The 26,604-nt window shown below is 57.8% G+C and carries 27 protein-coding genes and 1 tRNA gene; 16 read left to right on the forward strand and 12 right to left on the reverse strand.

What is annotated here, in order from left to right:
* The 4 genes from nirB (at position 1) to ACS92L_RS07095 (ending at position 5,538) form a co-directional block, all read left to right on the forward strand.
* Positions 1 to 2,568 carry a nitrite reductase large subunit NirB gene (gene nirB / locus ACS92L_RS07080; RefSeq protein WP_438768050.1) on the forward strand — a complete coding sequence of 856 codons (2,568 nt, stop codon included), beginning with the start codon at positions 1 to 3 and terminating at the stop codon, positions 2,566 to 2,568.
* A complete protein-coding gene (gene nirD / locus ACS92L_RS07085) occupies positions 2,568 to 2,930 on the forward strand; it encodes a nitrite reductase small subunit NirD (protein ID WP_438768052.1) in 363 nt (120 codons plus the stop codon). Before nirB ends, nirD begins: the two co-directional genes overlap by 1 nt.
* A gap of 102 nt (positions 2,931 to 3,032) precedes the next feature.
* On the forward strand, positions 3,033 to 3,845 hold the full coding sequence (locus ACS92L_RS07090) for a formate/nitrite transporter family protein (protein WP_438768054.1): 813 nt from the start codon (positions 3,033 to 3,035) through the stop codon (positions 3,843 to 3,845).
* A gap of 178 nt (positions 3,846 to 4,023) precedes the next feature.
* Positions 4,024 to 5,538 carry an acetyl-CoA hydrolase/transferase family protein gene (locus ACS92L_RS07095; RefSeq protein WP_438768056.1) on the forward strand — a complete coding sequence of 505 codons (1,515 nt, stop codon included), beginning with the start codon at positions 4,024 to 4,026 and terminating at the stop codon, positions 5,536 to 5,538.
* 33 nt (positions 5,539 to 5,571) lie between these two features.
* Here ACS92L_RS07095 and otnI read toward each other — a convergent pair whose 3' ends face one another.
* The 5 genes from otnI to ACS92L_RS07120 all read right to left on the reverse strand — a co-directional run bounded on the left by otnI (position 5,572) and on the right by ACS92L_RS07120 (position 10,043).
* On the reverse strand, positions 5,572 to 6,354 hold the full coding sequence (gene otnI / locus ACS92L_RS07100; RefSeq protein WP_438768058.1) for a 2-oxo-tetronate isomerase: 783 nt from the start codon (positions 6,352 to 6,354) through the stop codon (positions 5,572 to 5,574).
* Positions 6,355 to 6,419: 65 nt separating this feature from the next.
* Positions 6,420 to 7,079, reverse strand: coding sequence for a 3-oxo-tetronate 4-phosphate decarboxylase (gene otnC, locus ACS92L_RS07105; RefSeq protein ID WP_438768059.1), 660 nt, complete (start codon positions 7,077 to 7,079; stop codon positions 6,420 to 6,422).
* The gene (gene otnK, locus ACS92L_RS07110) at positions 7,076 to 8,347 is read right to left on the reverse strand and encodes a 3-oxo-tetronate kinase (protein ID WP_438768060.1); all 1,272 of its coding nucleotides are present in this window, start codon (positions 8,345 to 8,347) and stop codon (positions 7,076 to 7,078) included. The genes otnC and otnK overlap by 4 nt, the downstream gene beginning before the upstream one ends.
* Before the next feature lie 23 nt (positions 8,348 to 8,370).
* Positions 8,371 to 9,282 carry an L-threonate dehydrogenase gene (gene ltnD / locus ACS92L_RS07115; protein WP_438768061.1) on the reverse strand — a complete coding sequence of 304 codons (912 nt, stop codon included), beginning with the start codon at positions 9,280 to 9,282 and terminating at the stop codon, positions 8,371 to 8,373.
* 14 nt (positions 9,283 to 9,296) lie between these two features.
* Positions 9,297 to 10,043, reverse strand: coding sequence for a FadR/GntR family transcriptional regulator (locus ACS92L_RS07120; RefSeq protein WP_438768062.1), 747 nt, complete (start codon positions 10,041 to 10,043; stop codon positions 9,297 to 9,299).
* Between the two features lie 251 nt (positions 10,044 to 10,294).
* Here ACS92L_RS07120 and denD point away from each other — a divergent pair, with 251 nt between their 5' ends.
* From denD to ACS92L_RS07135, 3 genes are all read left to right on the forward strand, one after another.
* On the forward strand, positions 10,295 to 11,257 hold the full coding sequence (gene denD / locus ACS92L_RS07125) for a D-erythronate dehydrogenase (protein WP_438768063.1): 963 nt from the start codon (positions 10,295 to 10,297) through the stop codon (positions 11,255 to 11,257).
* A gap of 52 nt (positions 11,258 to 11,309) precedes the next feature.
* The gene (locus ACS92L_RS07130) at positions 11,310 to 12,707 is read left to right on the forward strand and encodes a GntP family permease (RefSeq protein WP_438768064.1); all 1,398 of its coding nucleotides are present in this window, start codon (positions 11,310 to 11,312) and stop codon (positions 12,705 to 12,707) included.
* A gap of 84 nt (positions 12,708 to 12,791) precedes the next feature.
* Positions 12,792 to 12,971 carry a hypothetical protein gene (locus ACS92L_RS07135; RefSeq protein WP_438768065.1) on the forward strand — a complete coding sequence of 60 codons (180 nt, stop codon included), beginning with the start codon at positions 12,792 to 12,794 and terminating at the stop codon, positions 12,969 to 12,971.
* Between the two features lie 85 nt (positions 12,972 to 13,056).
* Here the strand turns inward: ACS92L_RS07135 and ACS92L_RS07140 are convergent, their stop codons facing one another.
* Positions 13,057 to 13,299: a hypothetical protein gene (locus tag ACS92L_RS07140; RefSeq protein ID WP_438768066.1), complete on the reverse strand. Its 243-nt coding sequence runs from the start codon at positions 13,297 to 13,299 to the stop codon at positions 13,057 to 13,059.
* Between the two features lie 78 nt (positions 13,300 to 13,377).
* The gene (locus ACS92L_RS07145; protein ID WP_438768067.1) at positions 13,378 to 13,815 is read right to left on the reverse strand and encodes a copper resistance protein NlpE N-terminal domain-containing protein; all 438 of its coding nucleotides are present in this window, start codon (positions 13,813 to 13,815) and stop codon (positions 13,378 to 13,380) included.
* Positions 13,816 to 13,964: 149 nt separating this feature from the next.
* Here ACS92L_RS07145 and ACS92L_RS07150 point away from each other — a divergent pair, with 149 nt between their 5' ends.
* From ACS92L_RS07150 to ACS92L_RS07165, 4 genes are all read left to right on the forward strand, one after another.
* Positions 13,965 to 14,387, forward strand: coding sequence for a hypothetical protein (locus ACS92L_RS07150; RefSeq protein WP_438768068.1), 423 nt, complete (start codon positions 13,965 to 13,967; stop codon positions 14,385 to 14,387).
* Between the two features lie 683 nt (positions 14,388 to 15,070).
* Complete coding sequence (locus tag ACS92L_RS07155) at positions 15,071 to 15,481, forward strand: VOC family protein (protein WP_438768071.1); 411 nt, start codon at positions 15,071 to 15,073, stop codon at positions 15,479 to 15,481.
* Positions 15,482 to 16,098: 617 nt separating this feature from the next.
* The gene (locus ACS92L_RS07160; RefSeq protein WP_438768072.1) at positions 16,099 to 17,406 is read left to right on the forward strand and encodes a tyrosine-type recombinase/integrase; all 1,308 of its coding nucleotides are present in this window, start codon (positions 16,099 to 16,101) and stop codon (positions 17,404 to 17,406) included.
* A gap of 83 nt (positions 17,407 to 17,489) precedes the next feature.
* A complete protein-coding gene (locus ACS92L_RS07165) occupies positions 17,490 to 17,771 on the forward strand; it encodes a hypothetical protein (RefSeq protein WP_438768073.1) in 282 nt (93 codons plus the stop codon).
* 178 nt (positions 17,772 to 17,949) lie between these two features.
* Here the strand turns inward: ACS92L_RS07165 and ACS92L_RS07170 are convergent, their stop codons facing one another.
* The gene (locus ACS92L_RS07170) at positions 17,950 to 18,918 is read right to left on the reverse strand and encodes a toll/interleukin-1 receptor domain-containing protein (protein ID WP_438768075.1); all 969 of its coding nucleotides are present in this window, start codon (positions 18,916 to 18,918) and stop codon (positions 17,950 to 17,952) included.
* 258 nt (positions 18,919 to 19,176) lie between these two features.
* Here ACS92L_RS07170 and ACS92L_RS07175 point away from each other — a divergent pair, with 258 nt between their 5' ends.
* A complete protein-coding gene (locus tag ACS92L_RS07175) occupies positions 19,177 to 19,803 on the forward strand; it encodes a recombinase family protein (RefSeq protein WP_438768076.1) in 627 nt (208 codons plus the stop codon).
* 47 nt (positions 19,804 to 19,850) lie between these two features.
* Here the strand turns inward: ACS92L_RS07175 and ACS92L_RS07180 are convergent, their stop codons facing one another.
* On the reverse strand, positions 19,851 to 20,336 hold the full coding sequence (locus tag ACS92L_RS07180; protein WP_438768078.1) for an HNH endonuclease: 486 nt from the start codon (positions 20,334 to 20,336) through the stop codon (positions 19,851 to 19,853).
* Positions 20,337 to 21,344: 1,008 nt separating this feature from the next.
* On the opposite strand from ACS92L_RS07180, the gene ACS92L_RS07185 reads away from it, so the two are divergent.
* Positions 21,345 to 21,749 (forward strand): hypothetical protein, encoded by a 405-nt coding sequence (locus ACS92L_RS07185; RefSeq protein ID WP_438768080.1) that lies wholly within the window; start codon positions 21,345 to 21,347, stop codon positions 21,747 to 21,749.
* A gap of 150 nt (positions 21,750 to 21,899) precedes the next feature.
* Here the strand turns inward: ACS92L_RS07185 and ACS92L_RS07190 are convergent.
* Positions 21,900 to 21,976, reverse strand: a tRNA-Ile gene (locus tag ACS92L_RS07190).
* 74 nt (positions 21,977 to 22,050) lie between these two features.
* On the opposite strand from ACS92L_RS07190, the gene ACS92L_RS07195 reads away from it, so the two are divergent.
* Complete coding sequence (locus ACS92L_RS07195) at positions 22,051 to 22,647, forward strand: hypothetical protein (RefSeq protein WP_438768081.1); 597 nt, start codon at positions 22,051 to 22,053, stop codon at positions 22,645 to 22,647.
* 52 nt (positions 22,648 to 22,699) lie between these two features.
* On the opposite strand, the gene ACS92L_RS07200 is transcribed toward ACS92L_RS07195, so the two are convergent.
* Both ACS92L_RS07200 and ACS92L_RS07205 read right to left on the reverse strand, forming a co-directional pair.
* Positions 22,700 to 23,260, reverse strand: coding sequence for a hypothetical protein (locus ACS92L_RS07200; RefSeq protein ID WP_438768082.1), 561 nt, complete (start codon positions 23,258 to 23,260; stop codon positions 22,700 to 22,702).
* Positions 23,247 to 23,882, reverse strand: coding sequence for a glycoside hydrolase family 108 protein (locus tag ACS92L_RS07205; protein WP_438768084.1), 636 nt, complete (start codon positions 23,880 to 23,882; stop codon positions 23,247 to 23,249). The genes ACS92L_RS07200 and ACS92L_RS07205 overlap by 14 nt, the downstream gene beginning before the upstream one ends.
* Positions 23,883 to 24,087: 205 nt before the next feature.
* On the opposite strand from ACS92L_RS07205, the gene ACS92L_RS07210 reads away from it, so the two are divergent.
* Entirely contained in the window at positions 24,088 to 24,777 is a 690-nt protein-coding gene (locus ACS92L_RS07210; protein ID WP_438768086.1) for a LexA family protein, read from the forward strand.
* A 179-nt stretch (positions 24,778 to 24,956) separates the two neighbouring features.
* Positions 24,957 to 26,501 carry a glycosyl hydrolase family 28-related protein gene (locus ACS92L_RS07215; protein ID WP_438768087.1) on the forward strand — a complete coding sequence of 515 codons (1,545 nt, stop codon included), beginning with the start codon at positions 24,957 to 24,959 and terminating at the stop codon, positions 26,499 to 26,501.
* The last annotated feature ends 103 nt before the right edge of the window (positions 26,502 to 26,604 follow it).

Genomic DNA, 26,604 nt, shown 5'->3' on the forward strand with positions numbered 1-26,604 from the left:
ATGCAGGACCTGACGATTCACCCCGAGAAAAAGCAGCTCGTTATCATCGGCAACGGTATGGTGGGCCATCACTGCGTCGAACAGCTGATCGAGCGCGGCGCCACACAGCGCTATCAGATTCACGTCTTCGGCGACGAGCGCCACCGCGCCTATGACCGCGTGCACCTGTCGGAGTATTTCTCCGGCAAGGGTGCCGACGCCCTCGCCCTCGGTGAAGCCAATCTGCACGCAACGCACGGCGTCTCGCTGCATCTGGGCGTGCGTATCACGCAGATCGATCGCGACAGGGGTGAGATCCTCACCGCCGATGGGCGCCTGCCCTACGACAGCCTGATCATCGCCACCGGTTCCTACCCTTTTGTGCCGCCGATTCCCGGTCCGGAAGTCAGTGACCATCCGCAGGCCAGGCTGGTCTATCGCACCTTGGATGATCTTGACGCCATACGTGAGCACGCCGCCCATGCCCGTCGCGGCGTGGTGATCGGTGGCGGCCTGCTGGGGCTGGAAGCCGCCAACGCCCTCAAGTCGCTCGGCCTTGAAGCCCACGTGGTGGAGTTTGCCCCGCGCCTGATGCCGGTCCAGCTGGACGATCAGGGCGGCACCGCCCTGCGCGAACGCATCGAGGCGCTGGGCGTGGGCGTCCACACCGGACAGGCCACCGAAGAGATCGTGGCCACGCCGGGGGATGACTACGCCTACCGGATGAATTTCCAGGGCGGCGAACATCTTGATACCGATCTGGTGCTCTTTTCCGCCGGCATTCGCCCGCAGGATCAGCTGGCCCGCGACTGCGGCCTGGAGATCGGCGAGCGCGGCGGCATCGTGATCGATGAGACCTGCCGCACCTCGGATCCGGAAATCTTTGCCATCGGCGAGTGTGCCCTGTGGAACGGGCAGACCTTCGGTCTGGTGGCGCCGGGTTACACCATGGCCCGCACCGTCGCCGGTTGTCTCACCGATGTGTGCGAGCCCTTCAGCGGCGCGGACATGTCGACCAAGCTCAAGCTGCTGGGTGTCGATGTGGGTTCGATCGGGGATGCCTTCGCCACCACCGAGGGGGCCAAAAGCTATCGCTGGATTGATGAGGCCGGCAACGGCTATCGCCGCCTGGTGGTCTCAAGCGATGGTAAAAAGGCGCTGGGCGCGATTCTGGTCGGCGACAACAGCTACTACGACACGCTTTTGCAGTACGTCCAGAACGGCATCGACCTGCCCGAGAATCCGGCCGCGCTGATCCTGCCGCAAAGCGAAGGCGGCGCGTTGATGCTGGGTGCCGATGCCCTGCCCGACACCGCCATGGTCTGCTCGTGTCACAACGTCACCAAGGGCGCGATCTGCCGGGCCGTCGACGAGGGCTGCGCCGATATTGCCGCGCTCAAGATCGAGACGAAGGCCAGCACCGGCTGCGGCGGCTGTGCGGCACTGCTCAAGCAGGTGTTCGAGCACGAGCTCGAGTCCCGCGGCATGGAAGTGGACAAAAGCCTCTGCGAGCACTTCCAGTACACCCGCCAGGCGCTCTACGCCATGGTGCGCGTCGAGGGGATCACCTCCTTTGACGAACTGCTGGAAAAGCACGGCCACGGGCTGGGATGTGACATCTGCAAGCCGACCATCGGCTCGATTCTCGCTACCTGCTGGAACCAGCCGATCATGGACCCGCAGAACGTGGCGCTGCAGGACACCAACGACACCTTCATGGCCAACATGCAGAAAAACGGCACCTACTCGGTCATGCCCAGGGTCGCCGGCGGCGAGATCACCCCCGACAAGCTGGTCGCATTGGGGGAAGTGGCCAAAAAATATGATCTCTACACCAAGATCACCGGTGGTCAGCGCATTGATCTTTTCGGAGCCGAGCTTCACGAGCTGCCGGACATCTGGGAAGAGCTGATCAATGCCGGCTTTGAAACCGGTCATGCCTATGGCAAGTCGCTGCGCACGGTGAAGTCCTGCGTGGGCAACACCTGGTGTCGCTATGGCGTGCAGGACAGTGTCGCCATGGCGCTGGAGCTCGAGCACCGCTACAAGGGCCTGCGCACCCCGCACAAGGTCAAGATGGGCGTATCGGGCTGCACCCGGGAATGCGCCGAGGCCCAGGGCAAGGATATCGGCGTGATCGCCACCGAGGCCGGCTGGAACCTGTACGTGTGCGGCAACGGCGGCATGCGCCCGCGCCACGCCGAGCTCTTTGCTACCGATATCGACAGCGCCACGCTCATTCGATACATCGATCGTTTCCTGATGTTCTACGTGCGCACCGCCGACAAGCTGCAGCGCACCTCGGTGTGGCGGGAAAGCCTGGAAGGCGGCCTCGACTTTTTGAAGGAGGTGGTCATCGACGACAGCCTGGAACTGGGTGACGAGCTTGAGCGCCAGATGCACCACATCGTGGAGACCTATGAGTGCGAGTGGGCCAACGCGCTGAAGGACCCGGAAAAGCTCAAGCGCTTTCGCACCTTTGTTAACGACCGCTGCGGTGACCCAGACATCGTCAATGTCACCGAGCGCGACCAGCCCCGCCCTGCTCGTGAAAACGAAGTTCAGTCCCTTGCCGTGGAGATCCGCTGATGAGCACTGCAACCGCTGTTAACAACGCAACACAGGTCCTGTGTGGTGTCCGCGATCTGGTCGACTATTCGGGCGTGGTCGCCCTGCACGAAGGCCGCCAGATTGCGCTGTTCTATCTGCCCCATGGGCGCGACCGCCACAGCGCCCCGGAGGTGTTTGGCATCGACCACCATGACCCGTTTTCCCGCGCCAACGTGATCGGTCGCGGCATTATCGGCGACAAGGGCGGCGAGCTGGTGGTCGCCTCGCCCATCTACAAGCAGCATTTCCGCCTCACCGACGGCGTCTGCCTGGAAGACGATCAGGTGCGTCTGGCGACCTATGACGTACGACTCGAGGGCGATCACGTCGTCATTGATTAAGACCGCAACGCTCTCCTCGGCTTGCCTGACCCCGCAGCGCCTGCGGGGTCAGGCACGCCAGTACCCGACACATGGCATAACAACACCACCCGAGGCCATACCATGTCCTATCTGACCCCTGCGGAGTTCGTCACCAAGATGGTGGACTCCGGCGCGTCAAAGATTTCGATGTCCACCCGCGACACGCTGATTCGCGCCTTCATGGCGGGCGCCATCCTGTCACTGGCCGCGGCCTTTGCCGTGACCATTACGGTACAGACCGGCCAGCCGCTGGTGGGCGCGATGCTCTTCCCGGTCGGGTTTGTCATGCTCTACCTGATGGGCTTTGATCTGCTCACGGGCGTGTTCATGCTTACCCCGCTGGCGCTGCTGGATCGCCGCCCGGGCGTTACCCCCAAGGGTATTCTGCGCAACTGGGGCTGGGTGTTTCTGGGCAATCTGGCCGGCGCACTGACGGTGGCCTTCATGATGGCCTTTATCCTCACCTACGGTTTCTCCATCGCCCCGGGCGAGATCGGCGACCGGATCGCCAGCATCGGTAAAGCGCGCACTCTGGGCTACGCCGAACACGGGCTGGCCGGCTGGGTCACCATTTTCATGCGCGGCATGCTGTGCAACTGGATGGTGTCGATGGGCGTGGTGGGCGCGATGATCTCCACCTCGGTCAGCGGCAAGGTCATCGCCATGTGGATGCCGATCATGCTCTTTTTCTACATGGGCTTTGAGCACTCGATCGTTAACATGTTTCTCTTTCCCTCGGCACTGATCATGGGCGGTGACTTCTCGGTCTGGGACTACATGTGGTGGAACGAAATTCCCACCGTGCTGGGCAACCTGGCCGGGGGGCTGGCCTTCACGGGGCTGACGCTCTACACCACCCATGTCAGAACCGGCCCCAAAAGGGAGATGCTGTAAACCACAAGCAGCTTGCCAGGGCCCCCGCGGGGGCCTTTTTTCATGCCGCGCGCCTGCTTTTTGACCTGCGACACATATCCTTTCTTTTTAAGCGTTTAGTGTTTGATATCAGCGCTGTACATTGAATGGATGCGCGACCTGCGCCATCGATCGGAATGACCTGAAAGGGAGTCTCTGCATGAAAGCAACCGCCAGCGAACGCTGTCAGTTGAAGGGGTGGGAATCACGTCTCATGAGTGCTGATGAGGCTGCCGAACTGATTCAGGATGGCATGATTGTCGGCATGAGCGGCTTTACCCGTGCCGGGGAAGCCAAGGATGTGCCGCTGGCGCTGGCGCGCCGGGCCCAAAAGGAACCGTTGAAGATCAGCCTGATGACCGGGGCGTCACTGGGCAATGACATCGACCGCCATCTGACCGAAGCCGGGGTGCTGTCGCGCCGCATGCCCTTTCAGGTCGATGCCACGCTCCGCGCCGCCATCAACCGCGGCGAGGTAATGTTCATTGATCAGCATCTCTCTGAAACGGTCGAACAGCTGCGCAACAAGCAGCTGGGCAACATCGATGTGGCCGTGATCGAGGCCTGCGCCACTACCGAAGACGGCGGCATCATTCCCACGGCCTCGGTGGGCAACTCGGCAAGCTTTGCCATTCTGGCCGACAAGGTGATCGTGGAGCTCAATCTTTCCACGCCCGAGGCGCTGATCGGCCTGCATGACATCTACATTCCCCAGATGCGTCCGGCCCGCCAGCCCATTCCGGTGGTGGATGCCAGCACCCGCATCGGCGTGGACCACATCCCTATCGATCCGGCCAAAATTGCCGCCATCGTTCTGACCGAAGGCCAGGACAGCCCGTCCACCGTCGGCATTCCCAATGAAGATACCCAGCGCATTGCCGATCATCTGATCGGCTTTTTCGATCATGAGGTGGAGGTGGGCCGTCTGCCGCCCTCGCTGATGCCGTTGCAGGCCGGCATCGGCACCATGGCCAATGCCGTGCTCAACGGATTGATGGAAGGGCCGTTTGAAGATCTCACCATGTACTCGGAGGTGTTGCAGGACAGCACGTTCAACCTGCTCGACAGCGGCAAGATGACCTTTGCCTCGGGCAGTTCGATCACGCTTTCCGAAGAGTGCGGACAGAGAATCTGGCCGCATCTGGCCGACTACCGTGACCGTATCGTGCTGCGCCCGCAGGAGATGTCGAACCACCCGGGCATCGTGCGGCGCCTGGGGATTATCGGCATCAATACCGCGCTGGAGGCCGACATCTACGGCAACGTCAACTCGACCCACGTCAACGGTACCAAAATGATGAACGGCATCGGCGGGTCGGGCGACTTTGCCCGCAACGGCCACCTGTCGATATTCATTACCAAATCGACGGCCAAAAATGGCGCGCTTTCAAGCCTGGTGCCCTTCGTCAGTCACGTGGATCACAATGAACACGATGTCGATATCCTGGTCACCGAGCATGGTCTGGCCGACCTGCGCGGCCTGGCCCCGCGCGAGCGTGCCGGGGTCATCATCGAGCACTGCGCCGACCCGCTCTATCGTCCGGCGCTGCGGGAGTATTTCAGTGAAGCGTGCCAGCGCGGCGGCCATACGCCGCACTGCCTGGAAAAAGCGCTGGCCTGGCATATTGCCGCCGAAAGGGAGGGCTCGATGCTCAGCCTGACCAGAGGCGACTGAGCTCACGGCCGATAGCCCCCGACTGCTCTGGCGTTAGCCCCGACGCCAGGGCGCAAACCACCCAAGCCCTGCGGCTGTCTCACCGCGGGGCTTGTACTCACAGCCCAGCCAGCCCTCGAAACCAGCCTGGTCGAGCTGCTCAAAAAGCCAGGCGTAGTTGACCTCACCGCTGTCGGGCTCGTGTCGCTCGGGCACGCCGGCAATCTGGATATGGCCGACGCCTTCGCGGTACTCCCGGAAGGTTTCCCAGATGTCCCCTTCCATGATCTGGGTGTGATAGAAGTCCATCTGTACCTGCACATTGGGCTCGCCCAGCGTCTCGATCACGTCATGCGCTTCATGCTGATAGTTGATGAAGTAGCCGGGCATGTCACGGCTGTTGATCGGCTCGAGCAGCAGCGTAATGCCCTCCTGTTGGAGTCGTCGCGCGGCAAAGCGAATGTTGTCCAGATAGGTCGCCTGCATGGCCGCGAGGTCCGCGTCTTCGCTCGCCACCCCGGCCATGGCATGCACCCTGGGGCAGTTCAGCGCCCGGGCGTAGCGAATCGCCGTCTCCACGCTGTCACGAAACTCGCTTTCGCGCCCGGGCAGCGCGGCAATCCCGCGTTCGCCGGCGTCCCAGTCGCCCGCCGGCAGGTTGAACAGGACCTGTTTCAGGTCATGGCGCTTGAGCTCCCGGGCAATCTCATCAGGGTCAAAGGCGTAGGGAAAGAGATATTCCACCGCTTCAAAACCCTGACGGGCGGCCTGTTCAAAGCGTTGCATGAAGGCGACTTCGTTGAACATCATGGTGAGGTTGGCAGCAAAACGCGGCATGAGCGCTCCTTGAAAAGGGATGACAGGATAGCCCCCGGCGCCGGCGGGCACCGCGGGCCGGATCACTACCAGCGTGCGCCGAACTGCTGGCGCAGACCGTCAATCTGCGCTTCATCCAGGGTATTGATCTGCTGACCCTGGAGCAGCAGAAAAAGACGCGCGGTCTCCTCGAGCTCCTCGATGGCGTTGCGCGCCGCTTCCAGACTCTTGCCCGCCACCACCGGGCCGTGGTTGGCCAGCAGTACGGCGCTGTAATCCGGGGCGTAGTCACGCACGGCCTCGCCCATCGCCGGGTCGCCGGGCTGGAAATAGGGCAACAGCGGCAGACGGCCTACGCGCATCACGAAATAGGGCGTGATCGGCGGGATGCAGGAGCGCTCGTCCAGCCCCTGCAGGCAGGAGACGGCCGAGGCGTAGGTCGAGTGCAGATGGATGACCCCGCCGGCCTCCTCACGCGACTCATAGAAGGCGCGGTGGAGAAAGGACTCCTTGGTCGGCGGCTTGCCGGAGATCAGATTGCCGTCCCAGTCGAGCATCGAGATCTCGGCCGGGTCCAGCGCGCCCAGGCTCGCATTGGTGGGCGTCATCAGCCAGCCGCCGTCGCATTTGGCGCTGATATTGCCGGAAGTGCCGGGCGCCATGCCCAGCTGGCGAAAGGCGCGCCCGATCTCGCTGATCTCCTCGCGCAGGCGATTTTCTTCCGAGTGGGTATTGATATGGCTCATGGCATGCTCTCCCAGGCCTTTGTCATGAAGTCTTCACCGCCGAAATTGCCCGACTTGAGCGCCAGCGCAAGCCGCTCACTGCTGCCCAGCGTGACGGTCCAGGGCACCCCCGGATCGATACTCGGTCCAATCTGAAGGCCTTTCACGTTGAGCGCACTGACCACCGCACCCGAGCTTTCGCCCCCGGCGACCAGCAGGCGGCGCACGCCCAGTTCACTGACCAGCGTCGCGGCGATCTCCCCCAGCGCGCGCTCGACGATCTCGCCGGCTTCCTGCACGCCCAGCGCCTGCTGCGCCTTTTTGACATTGTCGGGGGACGCGCTGGCATAGATCAGTACGGGCGACTGATCGAGATGCTTGCGTGCCAGTGTCAGCGCCTCGTCGATCTGGCTTTGATAGTCTTCGGCCAGCGTCAGGGCGTCGAGGCGGTAATGGGGATAGTGCGCCCTGGCGTGTTCCACCTGAGCCAGCGTCGCCCTTGAGCAGCTGCCGCTCAGGATAGCTTCACGACCGGCCACCGCGGGCAGCTCGGCGGCACGTTCGCCGGTCAATTGATCTGCCCAGCGCTTGCCAAGGCCCAGCGCCAGACCGGAGCCCGCGGTGACAAGCTTGAGATCACGACATGCCTCACCCAGCGTTTCCAGATCGCGCTGCTCGATGGCGTCGAGAATCGCCACGCCCATGCCATCTTCTTGAAGTGCATCAAAGCGGTGACGTACCGCCTGGCTCCCCTGGCGTATGCAATCGAAGTCGACCAGTCCGACCCGGTGGCGGGTCTGGCTGCCCATGACGCGCACCAGGTTGGCGTCCGTCATGGGGGTCAGCGGGTGGTCCTGCATGCCGCTTTCATTGAGCGGCACCCCACCCGCAAACAGGTAGCCGTTGTAGACCGTTCGACGATTGGCCGGCAGTGCCGGACAGGCAACGGTAAAGGGCACCTCAAGCGCTTCCATCAGCGCATCTGTCACCGGCCCGATGTTGCCCTCGGCAGTGGAGTCGAAGGTCGAGCAGTACTTGAAGTAGAACTGCTCGCAGCCGCGGGCCTGGAGCCATTCAAGCGCCGCCAGCGACTGCGAGATCGCCTCTGCCGCCGGAATTGTGCGGCTCTTGAGTGCGACCACCACGGCATCAACGTCTTTCAGCTCGTCGGCCAGCCCCTCATCGGGGACGCCGATGGTCTGGACGGTGCGCATACCGATACTGACCAGCTGACTGGCCAGATCGGTGGCACCGGTAAAGTCATCTGCAATACAGCCCAGCAATGGCATGAGGCTCTCCCTGGTTGGCAGAATTAGTCGTTGGCAGCACGGGTGGGCAGATCAATACCCGGGAAGATACGCACCACGCCGGCATCATCCTCGCGGCCATACCCCATGGAGGAAGCCTGGCTGAACATGGTCAGGGCCTGGGCGGTCATCGGCAGCGGGAATCGGTCAGCGCGGGCGGTGTCATGCACCAGACCGAGATCCTTGACGAAGATGTCTACCGCCGAGCGCGGGGTGTAGTCACCATCAATAATGTGCGGCACGCGGTTTTCAAACATCCAGGAGTTGCCGGCGCTTTGGGTGATCACCTCATACAGCGTTTGCGGATCACAGCCACTTTTGATGCCGTAGGCCATCGCCTCGGCCGCCGCGGCAATGTGCACCCCCGCCAGCAGCTGATTGACCAGTTTGACCTGCGAGCCCTGTCCCGGTGCGTCCCCCAATCTAAAGATGGTGGCAGCGATGGCATCAAGTGCCGGCTGGGCGCGTTCGAACACCCCGGCCGGGCCGGAGGACATCAGCGTCAGCTCACCGGCAGCGGATTTGACCGAACCACCGGAGATGGGAATATCGAGATAGTGGATATCCTGCGCGGCCAGCTCATCGGCCAGCGCGATGACGGCCTCCGGTGCGGCAGTGGCACAGCCCACCACGATGCTGCCGGGGGCCAGAGTGGTGGCAAGACCGTTGTCACCAAAGAGCACCTGACGCATCTGATCGGCGTTGACCACCACCAGAAAGACGATATCGACCTGACGGCCCATCTCGGCAGGGCTTTGTACCGGTGTGCCGCCGGCCCCGGCCAGCGTCTCGAGCGCCTGCGGGTTGATGTCGCATCCCTGTGTCTCGAAACCACCTCGAATGAGCGAGGTGGCCATGCCCAGCCCCATCGATCCCAGCCCGATCACCCCTGCTCTGAGCCTGTCCGCCATATTCATGCTGCCTTGTGTGGTTAGTTCTGATGGTCGCTGCAGGCCTGCTCGAACCCCTCGATCAGCGACGAGGGAATGTCGTTGAGCCGGCGGCGCGCCTGATCCATGTGCCACCAGGCCGCCTGACGGGCGCGGGCGCCGTCCCCGGCGGCGATGGCGTCGATGATCGCGTCGTGTTCTCGGATCACTTCGGCCACAAACGTTTCGCGACGCGCCTCGTTTCGCCTGGTCAGCCCGATGGCCTGATGCAAAAAGCGGGTATAGAAATCCAGCACCGTGATGAAATACTCGTTGTTCGAGGCCTCGGCGATGGCGCGATGAAAGGCCATGTCCTGATCGACGCCGGATTCGCCGGTCTCGACGGCCTCGTCGATTTCAACCATGGCATTGCGCAGCCGACGCAGCTGCGAGCGCGAACAGCGCGTCGCGGCATGAAAGGCCGCCTCGCCTTCCAGCGCGCGACGCAGCTCCAGCAGGTGAAGCACCGAGGCGAGCGAGCCGCCGGGCAGTGCCTGAACCAGCGACACCTGTGGCTCGTCGGCGACAAAACTGCCGCTGCCCCGCCTTGAGACCACAAGCCCGGCACTGCGCAGCACGGAGATCGCCTCGCGCACGACCGAGCGGCTGACGTCGTACTGCCGTCCAAGCGCCGCCTCGGTGGGCAGGCGCTCACCGGCACGCAGTTCACCGGTATGGATGGCACGCGTCAGAGCACGGGCCATCTGCTCGGCAAATCCGGGCGTCCGATCCGATAACGCATCAGCCATGGTGTGCATCACCTCGTTGCAACTGCCACGCCAATAACATCGACGTATCAGCAATCCCTGTTCGACCAATGACCATATTGCCCCGCTCAACAGTTGTCAGACAACATTACAAAAAAAGGACAAGGACTCAATACACCCTTTGAATAATATCGCTCGATCACGGTGAGCGTTTCACTGACAACGCTCGTTAACCGATAGACCCGGATAGCTTTTTACAAGGCTGTCTGACAACCAACGACAGGGAGCAGGCAATGCATATCATCATCACCGGCGCGGCCGGGTTTCTGGGCGCACGGCTGGCCGCGAAGCTGCTCGAGCAGGGCACGCTCGACGGCCAGCCCATCAGCCATGTCACCAGCCTTGATCTGGCGCCCTGCCCGGTAGCGGACGATCGGATCGATTCCGTGGTCGGCGATATCAGCGACCCTGACGTCATCGAGCGGGCCTTTCGCGATAACACGATCGCCGTATGTCATCTGGCGGCCATTGTCAGCTCGCATGCCGAGGCGGAATTCGATGAGGGCATGCGGGTCAATTTCGATGCCACCCGCGCGCTGCTGGAGGCCTGCCGCCAGCGCGGTGGTCACATCCGATTCTTGTTCAGCAGTTCGCTGGCCGTCTTCGGCCCTGGCATGCCCTCGCCGCTGACCGAGCAGACCGCGCCACAACCCCTTTCTTCCTACGGCACGCAAAAGGCCATGGGGGAGCTACTGGTCAATGACTATAGCCGCCGCGGTTTTGTCGACGGGCGGGTGTGTCGTCTGCCAACCATCGTGGTGCGTCCCGGGCGGCCCAACCGGGCGGCCTCCTCCTTTGCCAGCTCGATCATTCGCGAGCCGCTTAATGGGGAAGAGGCGATCTGTCCGATCGACCCGGAATTTGCCATCTGGATCTGCTCGCCGGAAACCATCATCAATAACCTCGCCCATGCGCTGTCACTTGATGGCGAGCGCATGGGGAACTGTCGCACCGTCAATCTGCCGGGCATGTCGATTCAGGTCAAAGAGATGGTCGAGAGTCTGGCGCGTGTGGCCGGACCGGAGGCGGCGGCACTGATTCGTTACGAGCGTGACGCGCAGATCGAGTCGATCGTCTACAGCTGGGCGCCGCTGTTTGACAACCGGTTCGCCCTGTCACTGGGCTTTGACGTTGACGACAGCTTTGATGACATCATCCGCGCCCACCAGCACTACCTGGCCGATCAGAATGCCTGATCCCTCATCGCCCGGTAATCCGGGCGATGCTCTCCCTCTGGAGTGAACTGTCATGACGGAAGCTACCGCTGCGGGCCCCCAGGTCATTATCGGGCTGGGCATTGCCATCTTTGTGATGATTTTTCTGGTGTTGAAAACCCGCGTGCATGCGCTGCTGGCGCTGGTCGCGGCAGCCTCTCTCGCCGGTTTGATCGGCGGCATGCCGGCCAATGAAGTCATCGGTGCCATTACCACCGGGTTCGGAGCGACGCTGGCCACCATCGGTCTGGTCATCGGGTTTGGCGTCATGATGGGCCGTATTCTGGAGGTGTCCGGTGCCGGACAGCGTCTGGCGCGCAGCATCCTGCGCCTGCTGGGCAAGGAGCGCGAAGACTGGGCGATGGCGTTGACCGGCTATATCGTCTCGATTCCGATCTTTTGTGACTCGGCCTACGTCATCCTCAATCCGCTGGTACGGGCGCTCGCGCGCAACAGCGGGCGCTCGGTCCTGACTCTGGGGATCGCGCTGGGCTCGGGGTTGATCGTGACCCACAGCGCCGTACCGCCGACGCCCGGGCCGCTGGGGGTCGCGGGCATCTTCGGTATTGATATCGGTCTGATGATCGCCTGGGGGATCGTGTTCACCGTGCCGGCACTGATCGTAATGGTGATCTACGCGCGCATCATGGGCCCACGCATCGAGGCCATGATCGAGCGCGATACGGGTAAGGGTCTGAGCCTTGCCGCAAGTGACAGTGAAACGCCGCAGCTTGACGAGCATGAACTGCCCTCTCTGCTGCGCTCTGTACTGCCCATCGCACTGCCGATCGGCCTGATTTTTCTTAATACACTGTTCAGTGCCGTGGCCGGTGCCAGCGACACGCTGGACATCGAATCCTCATTGATCGGGCAGCTGATCACCTTTTTTGGCAACCCGGTCATTGCCGTGGGCATCGGGGTGCTGGTGGCCGTCTATGGGCTGGTGCCGAAGATGCCGCGCGAAGATGTTCTGGGCCATCTGGAAAAGGGGGTAGAAAGTGCCGGCATCATTTTGCTGGTGACCGGCGCCGGCGGCGCTCTGGGGGCGGTGCTGCGGGCCAGTGGCGCGGGGGACTATATCGGCACTCAGGTGGCCTCGCTGGCCCTGCCGGCGTTTCTGATCCCCTTCATCATTGCCACACTGGTGCGCTTTGCTCAGGGGAGCGGCACGGTGTCGATGATTACGGGTGCCTCCATTTCAGCGCCGATCCTGTCTGCCATGCCGGAGGTCAACATGGTGCTTGCCGCTCAGGCCGCCTGTCTTGGCGCGCTGTTTTTCAGCTACTTCAACGACAGCTATTTCTGGGTGGTCAACCGCATGCTGGGGGTCAAGAACGCCAAACATCAGATGCTGGTGGTGTCCGTGCCGACCACGCTTGGCTGGGTAACAGCGCTTGCAGGGCTTTTCGTTGCCAATGCCTTCATGGGCTAGCATTCAGGGCACACCCGGCCCCTGAAGGCCTATGCTTGAGTCAGGATATGCAACCCTTACTGTCTCATAAAAGGAGAGTCTTTCATGACACAACGCATCTGTGACTGCACCTACTGCGAGTGCGTCGTTCCCGATACCGCGCCCGTGGTCAACGGCAAATCCTTTTGTTGCGAAGCCTGCGCGTCGTCGCATCCGGACAATCAGCCCTGTCAGAACAGCGAGTGTGACTGCCATCGCCGCAACTGGGGCGGCATCAAAAGCTGATCCCGGTCGCCCATCAACGCAAAGGCCCGCTTCCATGGAAGCGGGCCTTTTTAATACGGTGTGAACGATCAGGACATTCGCCGGATTATGACGACTGATCCGGTGCATCGCTCTTTTTGTTGACCACTTCTTCCAGAAGCTGTTCAGCTTCGCTTTTTGGCTTTTTCTGAAGCTCTTTCTGCAGATCCGCATACTGTCCGCGCACGGTGTTGCACGATGAGCAGAATACCTTATCGGCCGGGTTTTTAACTTCTGACAGGCGAACGCTATGACTGCCACATTCAGGACACGCGGTCGGCATCCTCATTTCTTCAGACAGATCACCCATATCAATCTCCTGTACAAATCGTTGGTACCTACAATAAACCCGGCCACGAGGGCCGGGTTATCGAGACTCAAACACTTATCAATTAATGCGCTTGAGTGTCAGGTTGTCACTGGAATCGATGCGTGAATAATTACGATCCAGCAGACGCATGTCACCATTACCTACCGGCAGCAGGTTATAGATGGTGTTGCCCTGACCGTTTTTCAATTCATAGACCAGCGGATAGCTGTTGGGCCCCACGTTTTCCTTGATCAGCACCTGACCCTGAGTACGCAGCGGCTTTTCACTCTGTCCCAGACGCGTGCTGTCCAGCGTAAAGCTTGCACCAGTGTTGTCCTGATTGCGGACTTCAAGATTGGTCTTGATTCCGGCACAGTCGGCACACGGCAGCGTTCCCTGATAACGACCATCAGCCTGCGCGTAGGGCGATTGATTTTGTACATCGTTGCCGGAACAACCAGCCAGTCCGAGAACGGATGCAAGTACTGCGGTAGTAGCGATACCCTTGAACGTCATTTCGAATTCTCCTTTTCGAAAACAGGCACTTTGCAGCCTAGGCAAGAATTTAACCTGGCGCCAATTTAACCTGTGCCATCTTTTTTTCGGCACAGCTGTCTAGTTCCAAAGCAGACAGAATATTAGTACATCACCAAAGCGAGGGTGTTATGAACCGGAATTTTTTATCCGCACTTGTGCTGGTCGGTCTTTATCTGTCGGGTGGCCTTGCCATGGCACGGGCCGAGACACTTCCCGAGGCGCCGTTTACCGAAACGCTCGACAGGATGGTCAAGGATGAGCGGCTGGTGGGCTATAACGTTCGCTCGCTGACCGATGAAAATATCAGCGTCGAACTGACCTACTCGGGAGATCATCACTACAGCGATGAGGAGCTCGAGCCCTTTAACAACGGAGTATGCTACGCGCTGCTGGAAACGGCTGTCAGAACGGGCCTGAGACCCTTTACCGGCCAGACCGATATCATCTGCCAGGCCATACAGAGAAACGGCGAGCGCGCCGAGGCTGGCATTCTGGGCACAAGCCGCTATCAGCGAGCCAGCGACGACTTTATATATCATTCCACTCGCTGATGACGTGATACCACGCCATACTATTTTCACTGCTCCGTATTCTTCTTCGATCATCGATGGATCATCGAGAGCAGTGCCCGGAACGCAATTCACGGTCCGGCTGCCCTTGATCATGGCCATCGACCGTTTGCCGTCACCCCAGGCGTTATCGAAAGCGATCAGTCACTTGTCACGGAGATACCCTCATGGCAGAAGCCATCAGCAATACCCTTCAACTGCTTCGCGATCTCATGTCGTTTTTTACCTGAGAGCGTCAATTGGCAATACCACGAGAAGCGCGGCTAATAACCCGGATCAATAATCCGGGTTGTTTCATGGGCGGTGCCAGATTCTTCCCTTTTTCACGAAAGGGCTATAGCGCGTTGTGATCAGCACGAATAGTCTGGTCATGTGGAAGGATTCACGCCGTGCATGGATCGCCTAAGGCATGGAATGCTTTCATCAGCATGGAAGCTGGCCGCGGTTACCGTTGAAAGACGGTAACCGCGGTTTTTCCTTCACGAACATCTTTTCCTGCCGCCGACATAATGCCTTTCTGATCATTTGCTACTACCCGGAATGATCCAGCCTTCGTGGCACTGTTATTGTTCGTTCAATCAATCATAATGATGCGCCACAATGACCGCCACGCGGTTGTGCCAATCAATACCTGCCAGAACAGCAGATGCCGGAGCACTACAATCATGCTGAGTCATGTCATGGTAGGAAGTAACGACCTGGTCCGGGCCAGAGAGTTTTATGATGCACTCTTGAGCTGCATCGGCCTTTATCGACATGGTGACGACGACAGCGAAACCCAGTGGCTGTGCTATGCCGCACCGCAGGAGCCGATCCTCTTTCTTGTATGCAGCCCTTACAATGAGGAGGCGGCTACTCATGGCAACGGTACGCTGGTCGCTTTCAGGGCGCGCAGTCATGAGCTCGTGGATCAGTTTCATGTGGTTGGACTGGCACTTGGCGGCACAGACGAAGGTGCCCCTGGCTTGCGCTCGCAGTATCACGACTATTTCTATGGCGCCTATCTACGTGACCCTGACGGCAACAAACTGTGCTGTGTCTGCCACGACGCTTTCAAGGATGACGGCAAACAATAACATTGCCCTGATGCTTTTCTGATAGGCCATCCCTGTTGCTGCACTATCGCTTTAAACAAAGCGCGCCATGAACACGGCTGAATGCGTCCTATCTGCACGGGTCGCAAGACTCATCGATGCTGCTATTTCCAGTGCCTCTGGAATTCGCCCTACCACTTGGCCGGCAGGCCCCTTTCATCGCACTGACCCTTTTTGATTTTCATATGAAGTTCAAAACACATAATTTGAATACCGGTCATATAGTGCTGTCTCAAAACCACTGGATCATCGTGTGGCATCATGAACCGAGCAAAAAACCACTTCTTTCAGCTCGAAAAAGACAGGTAGGCCAGTAGAAATCAGCGATATGCTGCTGACGAACCACTTCAGGCGAGAAAGGCAGAATGGGGAAGAATCGAACAATGCAGGAAAGAATTGGTGGGCCCAGCAGGACTCGAACCTGCGACCAAGGGATTATGAGTCGAGCCTCCATCCCTCCCCATCTTCCCTAAAAAGCCCTCAACCCAGAAATAACGCACCCTCCAGCGAACCTGCCTAGATAACCCCTTTAGTTCATCGCATAATAACCTACGGTATAAGTGTCCCCAAAAAGGGCCCCAAAATCGAGAGGTACAGCGGTGCTGACTGAGAGCAAGGTCAAGGCTTTAAAGCCAAAGGAGAAGGAGTACATAATCTCCGATGACACGCGCGAGCGCGGCACTGGCAGGCTGATACTTCGTATCCGTCCTCACGGTGCGAAGGAGTGGCAGTACAGGTACAGGGAGGGTGGTAAGCGCAAGAAGGTAACTCTAGGCACTCACCCGAATATGCCTTTGTCCAAAGCACGCGAAGAAGCGGCCAAAGCTGCTTCAGGCATCGCAGGCTTCACCGTGCAGGGCAAGGGTAAGAACGCGCTTAAAAGCCCCACGGCAGCACCTCCTGCGACGATTCAGGCAGCCTTAGACGAGACCCCCTATGGCACGCTGGGAGAGCTTTGCCACGCCTACACGGAGAACATGCGGGAGCTTGGCAGACGTACCGCAGATGAAACCTACAGGCGGTTGCAGAGGTATGTTCAAAAGCCCTACCCGCACCTCTGGAGCAAGCCAGCTAGAGAGGTGCAGGTCCGAGAACTTACCAAACTACTGTCGGACTATATCCAACGTGGCATAACCACGACCACGAACCGCCTACGGGCTTACCTGCACGCGGCCTACCAATACGGTCTGACCAGTGAGAACGATCCGAGACGGATCAGCACCACAAAATGGGGATTAGTTGCTAACCCAGTCTCCGCCATAGCCAAGCAGTCTGACTGGGAGCGCCAAGGGGAGACCGTGATGTCAGCGCAGGATGTCAGACGGGCTTGGGAGGAGTTGCCCAAAATGCGCCAGAGAACAGCCAACGCTGTCCCGGTTGTCCTACTTTGCCTTGCCACGGCAGGCCAGCGTCCAACCTCTCTACTGCGTTTGCAGGTTCAAAACGTCCATATACAGCGGCGGATATTGGACATGCCCGCTTCGGGAACAAAGAACGGCAGACCCCATGTTGTCCCTCTCTCTGACCGAGCTATCAGAATACTTGAGCCACTCATGGAGCGTAGTAAGGCGCGTGGCTGGGACTTCCTCTTCCCCAATCATAGGGGGTCTGAAAAGCATATGCTGTTGGAGAGCCCCTCCTCCTTGGTCACTGATTACCGCAAGCAGTTTCAAGCGAATCAGTGGACCATACGAGACATCCGCCGCACTGCCAAAACGGTATTGGGGGAGCTAGGCGTGCCGAAGCACACAAGGGACCTGCTTCATGGACACGTCATGAACGATGTATCAAGTAGGCATTACGATAGATATGACTATTTGAAGGAGAAAAGGGAAGCCATAAAGATTTGGGATGATTGGTTAGAAGGGGTTATCAACGGTCACGATTCACGCTCAAAGGCCCAATAGACAGGCATCGTTACTGTTTCCCTACCCAACAAAGGGTGCAGAACTGGGTATATCCGCCAGCCATACAGAGGAGAGGGGCATAGATGAAAGAGCTGATCGAATGGGTGCTGGGCTGGCCTGAGCGTTTGTATGCTGACATCACAGGCATGAGCGGCAGCACACTATTGGCCGTGGTCATAGTTGTTGCTCTCGTGTTCACCCTGCACAGGGCTCAGCCGTCAGGTAGAGAAGCACAGCGCAGAGAGGCCGAGCGCAAGGTGGTACAACGGCCAGAGGGAATACTATCTGAACATGAGGCTGCCTCACGGGATGCTTGCATGAAGAAGGAAGCAGAGACCCTCCGGCGCAATATTGGGAAGCACTGAGGGCGCAAGCAGGCGCACAGGAGTTAAAAACAGATAGGCAAGGATAAAGGTAAGATATGCCAAGACGGCAACACTATAGTCGGCAGGGTAAGTATCCGAGCTTTTAAGCACAGAGGCACTTAGCAGTGTTTACTCCTGCCCTAAATGCCCCGGCATTACGTATCGACTTCAGGCGCTATCATCTCTGCAAAGGTTGGATGAACATTTCCCAATAAAGCTCAGCAGCACCTTCTTGAGATAACTTCCTATCTTTGCCACCGCCAAAGTGGGACATACCAAGGCTCTCTAAATAAATCTGCTGATCATCTGACTTTACACGCAGACACTCGTTGTAGCCAAAGGCGTTCCCTGCGGGGGATACTTCACCGATAGTATAGGCGATTCCCTCACCGGCTCCCCCAACAAATATTGTGCATTTGCTGGCTTCTCTACCATCACGGTATACGCCTGCTATAAAGCGATTAGCATCTATTTTACGAAACGATCCATCTATATTTGGATTTCTTTTCTCAAGCTCTTCCAGTGAGTTCTCAAAGAAGTTAGCTAGATAGTCAAAAGTGGAGTTTCTGAAAGAGTCTTTATCACGGTCTGTGAATTGTTTAGAAACACGGAGATTGCTAGACCGTATAGGGAGGCCAGATACTGATAATTGCTGCGCCATCGTAGTGCCTATCGGCAAAGCCCCCACCCCTTTGGAATAAGCCTCACCAAACTGGTTATTTACAACTCTAGTTATTGAATTGGTCACATCCAGAAATGCTTCATCTTGGTCAGGCCACCTTGAAATGGGCAAGCCATCCTTCGGTGTAGCCATAATCTTTCCAAACGGGGCACCAGACCAGCTACAGGGCCGGAGAATGACAGGTATAACTACAGCCTCACCAAGCTCATGGCGCCGCATTGCTCGGGACATTTCTACATCGTAGCAGTAATCAGAGTTGAGAAAGTCCGGGCTGACCAGAAGCAGAATAATGTCATCGTTTTCTACATGGTCACTGATACGCCCGTCCAGTTCCTGCCCCGCATCTATTTGTCGATCATGCCAAGTATCAATGACTCCTTGTCGTTTCAACACAGAAAGATGCTTTTCTAACTGATCTCTCATCGCCTCATCAGCATGAGAGTATGAAAAGAATATGCTTGGCACAGCCCTGCTCCCCATTAAGTCTTTCTACAAGGCTAGCTTGTGTCAAGCCTAAACCCAATGCCTTTATAGCTAACCATGTAATTTGCCAAGCAAGGTCATGGCAATGGGTTTCTATGCCGAGAGGGCTATCAAAAAAGTCTACTAATACGAGAGCCACCATGCATTCTGATAGCGTCTATCAAAATACCTATTGCAATATGACAACTGATAGAATTATCTTAAATCTATCCGAGCTATATAATTCTGATAGGTGACATCATGAAAGCACATCTCTACCTGAGAGCCAGCACCAAAGAGCAAGATGCCAGAAGAGCCGAAGACACACTCCGTGCCTTTGCTGAAGAGCACAGCCTGGAGGTGCAGAATGCGTTCGTAGAGAACGCCAGCGGTACAAAGCTAGACCGCCCGGAGCTGATAAATATGCTGGCGGAAGCTGAACGTGGAGACGCCATCGTGGTTGAGTCTGTAGACCGGCTGTCTCGCCTATCTCAGCAGGACTGGGGGACCTTGAAGCGGAACATTGAGGATAAAGGGCTCCGACTGGTAGTGCAGGACCTGCCTACCTCTCACCAGACCATGGAGGGTGGGATTACCGGGGACATTCTGCGGGTTATCAATTCTATGCTGATCGACCTTATGGCAACTATGGCGCGTCTAGATCAGGAGAAAAGAGTGGAGCGCATTCAGCAAGGCATTGCCCGGAAGAAGGCCAAAGAGCCGGACTGGAAGCCAGCGGGACGCGCAAAGGACCGAGCAGTCCGGGAGAAAGTGCTTAAGCATCTGCGCACCGATGGCCTGAGCAACGAGGACATAGCCAACATAGCGGGCTGTGGCGTGGCGACGGTGTACCGTATCAAGAAAGAGCTTAAACAGTCTGAGAAGTAACAGGGGTTGAGAGGTGCGGGGTTGGCGGCCAGACAGGTCCTGTGTATTCAGGCCCTGCCCTTTCCTAGCACTACCTTATGGGCACGTAGAAAGACCCAGCCACGCATCTTGCTTGCTTTAACATGACCACCCTTCACCAGTTTGCTTATAGAGGGCTGAGCAAGACCTACAGCCTCGGCTGCCTCTTTCTGTGAAAGGAATGTTCGCCTCTTGCCTTCCGGGCTCTGCATGAAGATTATCCAACTTCCCGGACGGGAGCCACACCTCCCCCTGTGCATCTTGTCCATCATATTGTCAGCATGATCACCCAACGACAGGTGCTCTGGGTTCACGCAAGCAGGGTTGTCACAGGCGTGACGTACCAGCTTGCCCGATATGTCTTCTATCTCAAGCCCATTCGCCCTGCAATAGGCCACTCTATGCGCTCCTAGCGACTTTCCATTTCTGTATACCCTACCGTAGCCGCTGTAGTGATAAGAGCCTGTGTGCTCGATACAGGGTCCTTCTGCTACATGCTCAATCCAGCCGTCCATACTCCCCTCCTTATCGTTGATCTCAAATATCGCCCAAACCCCAACCGGGCCTCCCGCTGCGCGGAGCTTCCTGTGCTGCCTTGGGACTGCTCAGACATCACGCGGTGCGTGCGTACTGAGGCTGCCTTAGGCTGCTATAGCTTCTTCTCTGTTGATCTCTGATCAACGCCCTTGACCTTCGTCGTAAGACGGGATGCCTAGGCTTCCTGCGCTCCCTGCTCAACCCTCTTTATCAGAAGATAAAGGAGGAGATGGGGCTTGGCTTTCTTGGACTGCTGGGACTTCCATGCTTCCTGAGACGACTGTCTCTCCTATAGTGTCGGCTTAGGAAATAAATATATTTTAAACAAATACTTACCCTCGATCCTCGCATCCAGAGGTGAGCCAAAGTATGTACCGGAGGAACAGGGAGGCAGGGTCTGTTAGTGCCGCTACCCTTCCCCATCTCCCCTTCATCTCCTTAGATGGCTCATTTCAGGAGTGTCCAGCCATTCCAGAGGCCACCAGAGAGCCACAGAGTCTATCCTTTACCCTCGCACCGCCCTGACCTCTCGCCCCCTGTGTGTCCTTTAGGACTTTCAGCTCCTGCATCTCCTGCTGTACCAGACTGCGCGGAAGAGGAGCTTCCCTCTCTGCCCACAGGATAAGCAGGCTATACATAAGGCAGGCAGCAGTCCGGGCACCTCTGAGCCCGCTAGAGGCTTCACTCGGCTAACCCAAGGCGCACAATCGCCCAAGCATCTGCGCTCGTTGCTCGGGCCTGGAGGCCCCTATTGGGGAGATTGGGCGGCGGCGAAAAGTTAAATATCCTCGCAGAACTCCGGGTCAAATTTCACTTTCCAGATATTGCCAGCGAGGGCCCTACGAGCCTTCAAACCTCGGAGAGGTACGACGGGCCTACCTTTAGCAGAGCCTTGCTCAGGCGGGTGTATATGCCTGTATTGGTGCATGGAAAGAGATAAAGGAGGGACTACCCTGTGAGCAACTGTTCCAGCAAGGGGTGCTCGGATGATTGATAGCCAAATGGTAAAGGACATACTCGGCGCTATTGGCGAGGGGGAATACGTGGGTGTAACCCTTCCCCCTCTCATAGAGCGTTTCCTTGGAGACTTCAATCAAGCTGCGCCAAACGATATTGAAAAGTTTACCTATCACATGGATGAGCTTTTCGAAGCGGGGCTTTTCAAAGCCAAGGACTTGCGCCCTGAGTTGGGCTGGGGCCTTAGCCGGGGTTTGGGCAACCAGTACGAGATGTTAGATACCACATTGGTGTTAACTCCTATCGGCGGTGAAACCTTGGAGGAGTTGAGGAAGTCAAAGGGTATGGAAAAACTAAAGCAAGCGATGCGGTCAGCGGGAGCGCTGGCAGGCACAGAAGCTCTCAAATACGGTATAGGAGCGCTTTTGAGGTGAACCAGTAAGCTATACGAGGCTTAATTGAGTGCTTGCGCTGGCAGGGCATCTCAGATACAAGTGCCCCCAAAAGTGTCCCCAAATCCAAAAACAGGATGATAGAGCACAAAGCGCGGCGACCGTAAGCCATTGCTTTAGAAAGGAAATAATTGGTGGGCCCAGCAGGACTCGAACCTGCGACCAAGGGATTATGAGTCCCCTGCTCTAACCAACTGAGCTATAGGCCCTGATAATGCGGTTGCGTATGATACCCAAAGCACCGCTGTGAGGCCAGTATCGTTTATTAACAAGGAGTGAGCGCATGCGTGATCGTTTCTGGAAGATGCTGGGCGTGGCAGGCGTAGCGCTTGCGGTGACAACGCAGGCACAGGCGGCCTGGCAGTTTGTCCCGGCCGACAGCGAAATTACCGCTCATGTGGCAGGCCAGGGCCAGCGCGGGCCAATGGAGCGGACTTATCATGTCTCCGAACTTAACGGAACCATCGATGATGAGGGGCACTTCGAGATGCCACTGCGCCTTGAGCAGACCGATCTACTGGGCAAGCAGAGTGGCCTGGGCGGGCTTTTGTCGGGATTGTCTTCCGACTCGGCCATGGTGACGCTATCAACGCAGGTCAATCCGGCCTGGCTGAGCAATCTGCAGCCGGGTGACGCAACAACCCGCAATGTCACGCTGACCGCCAGTGGCAATCATTTCGAACGCAGCGAACAGGTGCCCCTGACGCTTGAGCGACTGGATCAACAGTACTATCACCTGACACTGGCCGAACCCATCAGCGTGGATACGCAACAACTGATGCAGCTGGACAACGCGCAGACCGTTTTGTCACTGCTGGGCTATCAGCGCCTGGATGACACCATCCCGATCGAGTTCAACGCTCGCCTTGTCGAACGTTAACTGGATACAAGAGCGCCCGGCATGGCCGGGCGCTTGAGGCAGACAAACATCTTCAATCAAAATCCCGGGGCCGTGGTGGCCCGGCGTCCGAACCCCGATCATTCATTCCCATGTGCGTTTCCTCCATCATGGCACGGCGCTCTACACTGTTGCCGTGAAGGTTGATGCCAAGGATCCCGCTGGCTGAAAAGATCAGCCAGGTCATGATCTCGACGCAATCATGAATTCGATCCGGTGACCTGATGACCGTGATGCAGATGGCCAGGGACATGAGTGCCAGCATGCCGCACAGTGTCCAGCCAACCCCTGCTCGCCAATCGTTTTTGAAAAGCCCTGTGACTGCAATATCCACCGGTTGGGAGGTGGAAGCCTTGTAATCGATGGCCCCCAGCTGTAGCCGAATCCGCTCGACATCCAGCAGTCGGATTCGCTCCATCAGCTCCGGCTGTTCTTCCAGCGCCGCCAGCACGGCGCGGGAGGACGTGTCCTGCCAGCAGCCCAGCGTGGCCGCCACAATGGCCCCCGCTGCTTCACAGGTGACAGGGCTATCAAACAGTTGCGCCACTTCGGGCGCCTCACCAGCGAGACGTCGTCTGACGTCACGCCATTCCATGACGAGATCCTCGTCGTTTGTCGGACTCTCCATTTCGACCAGTGCCAGATTCGATGTCATACATAGCCTCTTCAAGCCTGACGACACGGTCTATCCAGCCTTGTGCAAATGCCTGCTGCGAGACATCGCGCTTTGCAAGATCAACCAGCCACGCCAGACGCAGCGCATTAATGGTACTCGCGAGTGTATTACCGCTGTTTACACCGCGAAGTTTGAGCATGGCGTCCATTGCCCTGAGCGTCTGCGTTCCAATGCAACCGTCTACCGTGATGGCGCTCCAGCGCCGTCCATTGTTGCTCAATACATTGACCACCTCCTGTAATTGCCTTCCGGCACGTCCAGTGCCGCTGTGTACGCCGTAATCCAGCATTGCAATTGACAGTGCGGGCGCACGCGCACTGATCTCGTCGAGTTTCATCGCATGCCAGTAGGTTTTCAGATAGATTTTCTCTGCCAGCTCCTGTGGCAAATCCCGCATGCTGCCGTGGTAACCATGTTCGGCCGCCACACGTTGCGTAATGCCATGATTGGTCGCACCGCCCCTGTCGTCAGGGTGGTCGACAAACCCACCTTCACGCTTCATCAGGGCGATAATGATCTTGCTGCGCTGTGATTCATTCATGAGACTCTCCGTGCGTATGGGATTCTTTATGAAGCACCACTAACAGGCCGGGACTCGCTTACTTTCAAATGGCAATATCCAGTCACCGGATGCACAATATGCACACATTTGGTTAACAAAGCGGAGTATGCATGCGCATTAGTTAACCATCAAGGATAATTTTGGAAAAGTTTTAATACTTCCAGAGAGAATGATTATGCAAAGAGTGAGTGAGATACGACGTGAGAACGCGCGCGCGCTACGCGATCAGGCAGGCAGCAACAAGGCGTTTGCCGAATGCGTCGGAGTCGAGCCGCCTGCAGCCAGTCGAGTATTGAGCAGCAAGGCAACAAGAAATATCGGGGATGATTTTGCGCGCCGTATCGAGGCGGCCTTTGGCAAGGAAGATGGCTGGCTGGACAGTGTGCATGATTCTTTTCGCCCCCATGAAGACAACGTGGTCCCCATGCCGCCACGCAGTGACAACAGCATTGAACAGGCGCCCTTGATGGACGGGATGGCACCTCTGCTCAGCTGGGTGCAGGCAGGCGCGTGGACGGAAACCTCGGCCAGCATCATCGATGATGGGGATCAGGAGTTTTTCCCCCGCCCGCCCAACTGTGGCCCGGGCTGCTTCGTGCTCCGCGTTCGCGGAGAGTCCATGATGGAAGTTTATCCACCGGGAACGCTGATCTTCGTTGACCCGGATGTGCAGGCCATGTCCGGCGATGATGTGATCGTGCAGTGTGAAGAGCACGGCAGCGCTGAGGCTACCTTCAAGCGATATATCGAGGAGCCGGGGCAGCCGCCCATGCTCAAGGCACTCAACCGGGGCTGGGCACAGCAGTACATGACCCTGGGGCCACACTGTCGAATCATTGGTGTTGTCATGGCGCAGATGATGCTGCGTCGTTAGTCATTCCGAATCGATTAGCAAATTATTGTTTAAAAAGGGTTATTCGAACTCATCACTTTTAATTAACCAAAATAAGCAATTTAGGCTTGACCGTATTAACCAAATGATTAACCATGATTACACGTTATCCAAAAAGGATAACGCCACGACACCAACATGGTTATCTTTGGAGAGTACTCATGACCACAGCTACCGTAAAAACCGTTCTGGATTTTGGCGCCGACGCTACCGGCAAGAGCGACAGCTCGAAAGCCTTCAATGACGCTGCGGCCGCCAAAGAGGTGGTAACCGTTATCGTGCCGCCGGGTGATTACGTGATCGCCAACACGGTCAACCTGAATTACAAAAGCCTCAGCGGTGCCGGGCGTGTTCGTGAAAACCAGAATCTGGGCATGTCCCGTCTTCGGCCCTCAAGTGGCCTGAAAGGTCCGATGTTTATCAAACAGGGACCGATGGTGGAAAACCTGCTGGTTCAGGGACACAAGGAAACCGATGGCAACACGGCCTTCGACGCTCAGGGCTACAACAGCGTGTTCAGCAATATTCATTTCACGAATATTCAGTATGCCATCTACGTCAAGGAGATCCTGGTTCACTTCACGATGAAGGATTGCGTCTGCATTCAGGTGGGATACGGGCTCTATTGCGAGGATGCCAAAAACAGCTATTCGACCACGGCGCGCTTTATACGCAACGAGTTCAACAACTGCGGCAACGCGTTCGTTTTCCGTCGCCAGATCAATGGCTCCACCTTCCAGGACAACATCTTCGAATTCATCAGTGGCGATGCCTTGCTGGCCTCTCACATCTATGACTGTAACTTCATCGGCAACTGGTGGGAGAAACGTCGTGACACGGGCACCGCTGCCCATGTTCCGCTGGTCGCACCCAAGGATGAAACCGATGACGAAAACGGCTATCCGGCCATTCGCAGCAGCAGCTACCAGCAGATCATGAATTGCTTTGCGGCGGGCAACAAGGTGACCTGGGGCTGGCGCAACGTTTTCAGCTCGGTGCTCAACGACTCCCGTATGGGGGGCGTCTCTACCCACGGCGGTGCCATGGTGGTGAGAACGGCTGCCGGTCGAGCGATGCGCGTTACACCCGACAACATTGTCCAACAGGCTGACAAGTGGTGCTATCTGCCCACCTTTGCCATCGAAGCCGGCAAAAACAGCGCAGGGGCGCCCCGAGGGATTACCCTTCGAACCAAGGGCGGACCGCTGGCGCTCGAGGACCACGAAAAAGGGGCATTTTCGGGCGCTATCTCCATTGCCAAGGGAGACGACCTCTATGAGCACTACAGCCTGACCCGCAACGCCGCCGGTGTCCCCACAGTGGGTTTGACAGGCGTCAGCGAGATGATGATCAAGGGTGAAAAGGTCAAGCTGACCACCGGCATACCGCAGCATTTCCTGTGGCGTCAGGACAAGCTCAGCCGGGGCCTGGGGTGTTTCACGACCAATCAGGTGACAAGTGAGGGAACGATCAAGCTGGTGACCGAATACCTGCTGGATAACCCGTTGATTCAGGTGACCGTGGAAGACCGGGGTATTCGCTTTGACGGCCTCAAGCATCTGAACAGCTACATCAACGGCAGCAAGACACGCCGTCAGTGCACGGGATTTGAGCTCTACTTCGTCGATGCCGATGGCAAACCGAAAACGCCGACGTCCTTTTCGATGCAGATGCTCACGCTCAATCCATCGCTGCTGAGCTCCTGAGGTCACTGCCGATTCTGTTTCATTCCGATAAAAGGGGCGCCCGCCGGGCGCCCCTTTTGCGTTTTGCCGAATGTTTTTACGGCCTGAAACGGTTTCGGCTCAG

The organism is Kushneria halocnemicola, from assembly GCF_965650455.1.
Lineage (GTDB): Bacteria > Pseudomonadota > Gammaproteobacteria > Pseudomonadales > Halomonadaceae > Kushneria.

Bases quoted from the DNA above. Each gene is read 5' to 3' on its own strand.
- ACS92L_RS07165 (WP_438768073.1), top strand. From the start codon at position 17,490: ATGAAAGAGCTGATCGAATGGGTGCTGGGCTGGCCTGAGCGTTTGTAT.
- nirB (WP_438768050.1), top strand. From the start codon at position 1: ATGCAGGACCTGACGATTCACCCCGAGAAAAAGCAGCTCGTTATCATC.
- ACS92L_RS07130 (WP_438768064.1), top strand. From the start codon at position 11,310: ATGACGGAAGCTACCGCTGCGGGCCCCCAGGTCATTATCGGGCTGGGC.
- ACS92L_RS07185 (WP_438768080.1), top strand. From the start codon at position 21,345: ATGATTGATAGCCAAATGGTAAAGGACATACTCGGCGCTATTGGCGAG.
- ACS92L_RS07215 (WP_438768087.1), top strand. From the start codon at position 24,957: ATGACCACAGCTACCGTAAAAACCGTTCTGGATTTTGGCGCCGACGCT.
- nirD (WP_438768052.1), top strand. From the start codon at position 2,568: ATGAGCACTGCAACCGCTGTTAACAACGCAACACAGGTCCTGTGTGGT.
- ACS92L_RS07195 (WP_438768081.1), top strand. From the start codon at position 22,051: ATGCGTGATCGTTTCTGGAAGATGCTGGGCGTGGCAGGCGTAGCGCTT.
- ACS92L_RS07180 (WP_438768078.1), bottom strand. From the start codon at position 20,336: ATGGACGGCTGGATTGAGCATGTAGCAGAAGGACCCTGTATCGAGCAC.
- ACS92L_RS07140 (WP_438768066.1), bottom strand. From the start codon at position 13,299: ATGGGTGATCTGTCTGAAGAAATGAGGATGCCGACCGCGTGTCCTGAA.
- otnC (WP_438768059.1), bottom strand. From the start codon at position 7,079: ATGAGCCATATCAATACCCACTCGGAAGAAAATCGCCTGCGCGAGGAG.
- ACS92L_RS07090 (WP_438768054.1), top strand. From the start codon at position 3,033: ATGTCCTATCTGACCCCTGCGGAGTTCGTCACCAAGATGGTGGACTCC.
- otnK (WP_438768060.1), bottom strand. From the start codon at position 8,347: ATGCCATTGCTGGGCTGTATTGCAGATGACTTTACCGGTGCCACCGAT.
- ACS92L_RS07120 (WP_438768062.1), bottom strand. From the start codon at position 10,043: ATGGCTGATGCGTTATCGGATCGGACGCCCGGATTTGCCGAGCAGATG.
- ACS92L_RS07200 (WP_438768082.1), bottom strand. From the start codon at position 23,260: ATGGAATGGCGTGACGTCAGACGACGTCTCGCTGGTGAGGCGCCCGAA.
- denD (WP_438768063.1), top strand. From the start codon at position 10,295: ATGCATATCATCATCACCGGCGCGGCCGGGTTTCTGGGCGCACGGCTG.
- ltnD (WP_438768061.1), bottom strand. From the start codon at position 9,282: ATGAATATGGCGGACAGGCTCAGAGCAGGGGTGATCGGGCTGGGATCG.
- ACS92L_RS07175 (WP_438768076.1), top strand. From the start codon at position 19,177: ATGAAAGCACATCTCTACCTGAGAGCCAGCACCAAAGAGCAAGATGCC.
- ACS92L_RS07150 (WP_438768068.1), top strand. From the start codon at position 13,965: ATGAACCGGAATTTTTTATCCGCACTTGTGCTGGTCGGTCTTTATCTG.
- otnI (WP_438768058.1), bottom strand. From the start codon at position 6,354: ATGCCGCGTTTTGCTGCCAACCTCACCATGATGTTCAACGAAGTCGCC.
- ACS92L_RS07095 (WP_438768056.1), top strand. From the start codon at position 4,024: ATGAAAGCAACCGCCAGCGAACGCTGTCAGTTGAAGGGGTGGGAATCA.
- ACS92L_RS07155 (WP_438768071.1), top strand. From the start codon at position 15,071: ATGCTGAGTCATGTCATGGTAGGAAGTAACGACCTGGTCCGGGCCAGA.
- ACS92L_RS07205 (WP_438768084.1), bottom strand. From the start codon at position 23,882: ATGAATGAATCACAGCGCAGCAAGATCATTATCGCCCTGATGAAGCGT.
- ACS92L_RS07135 (WP_438768065.1), top strand. From the start codon at position 12,792: ATGACACAACGCATCTGTGACTGCACCTACTGCGAGTGCGTCGTTCCC.
- ACS92L_RS07145 (WP_438768067.1), bottom strand. From the start codon at position 13,815: ATGACGTTCAAGGGTATCGCTACTACCGCAGTACTTGCATCCGTTCTC.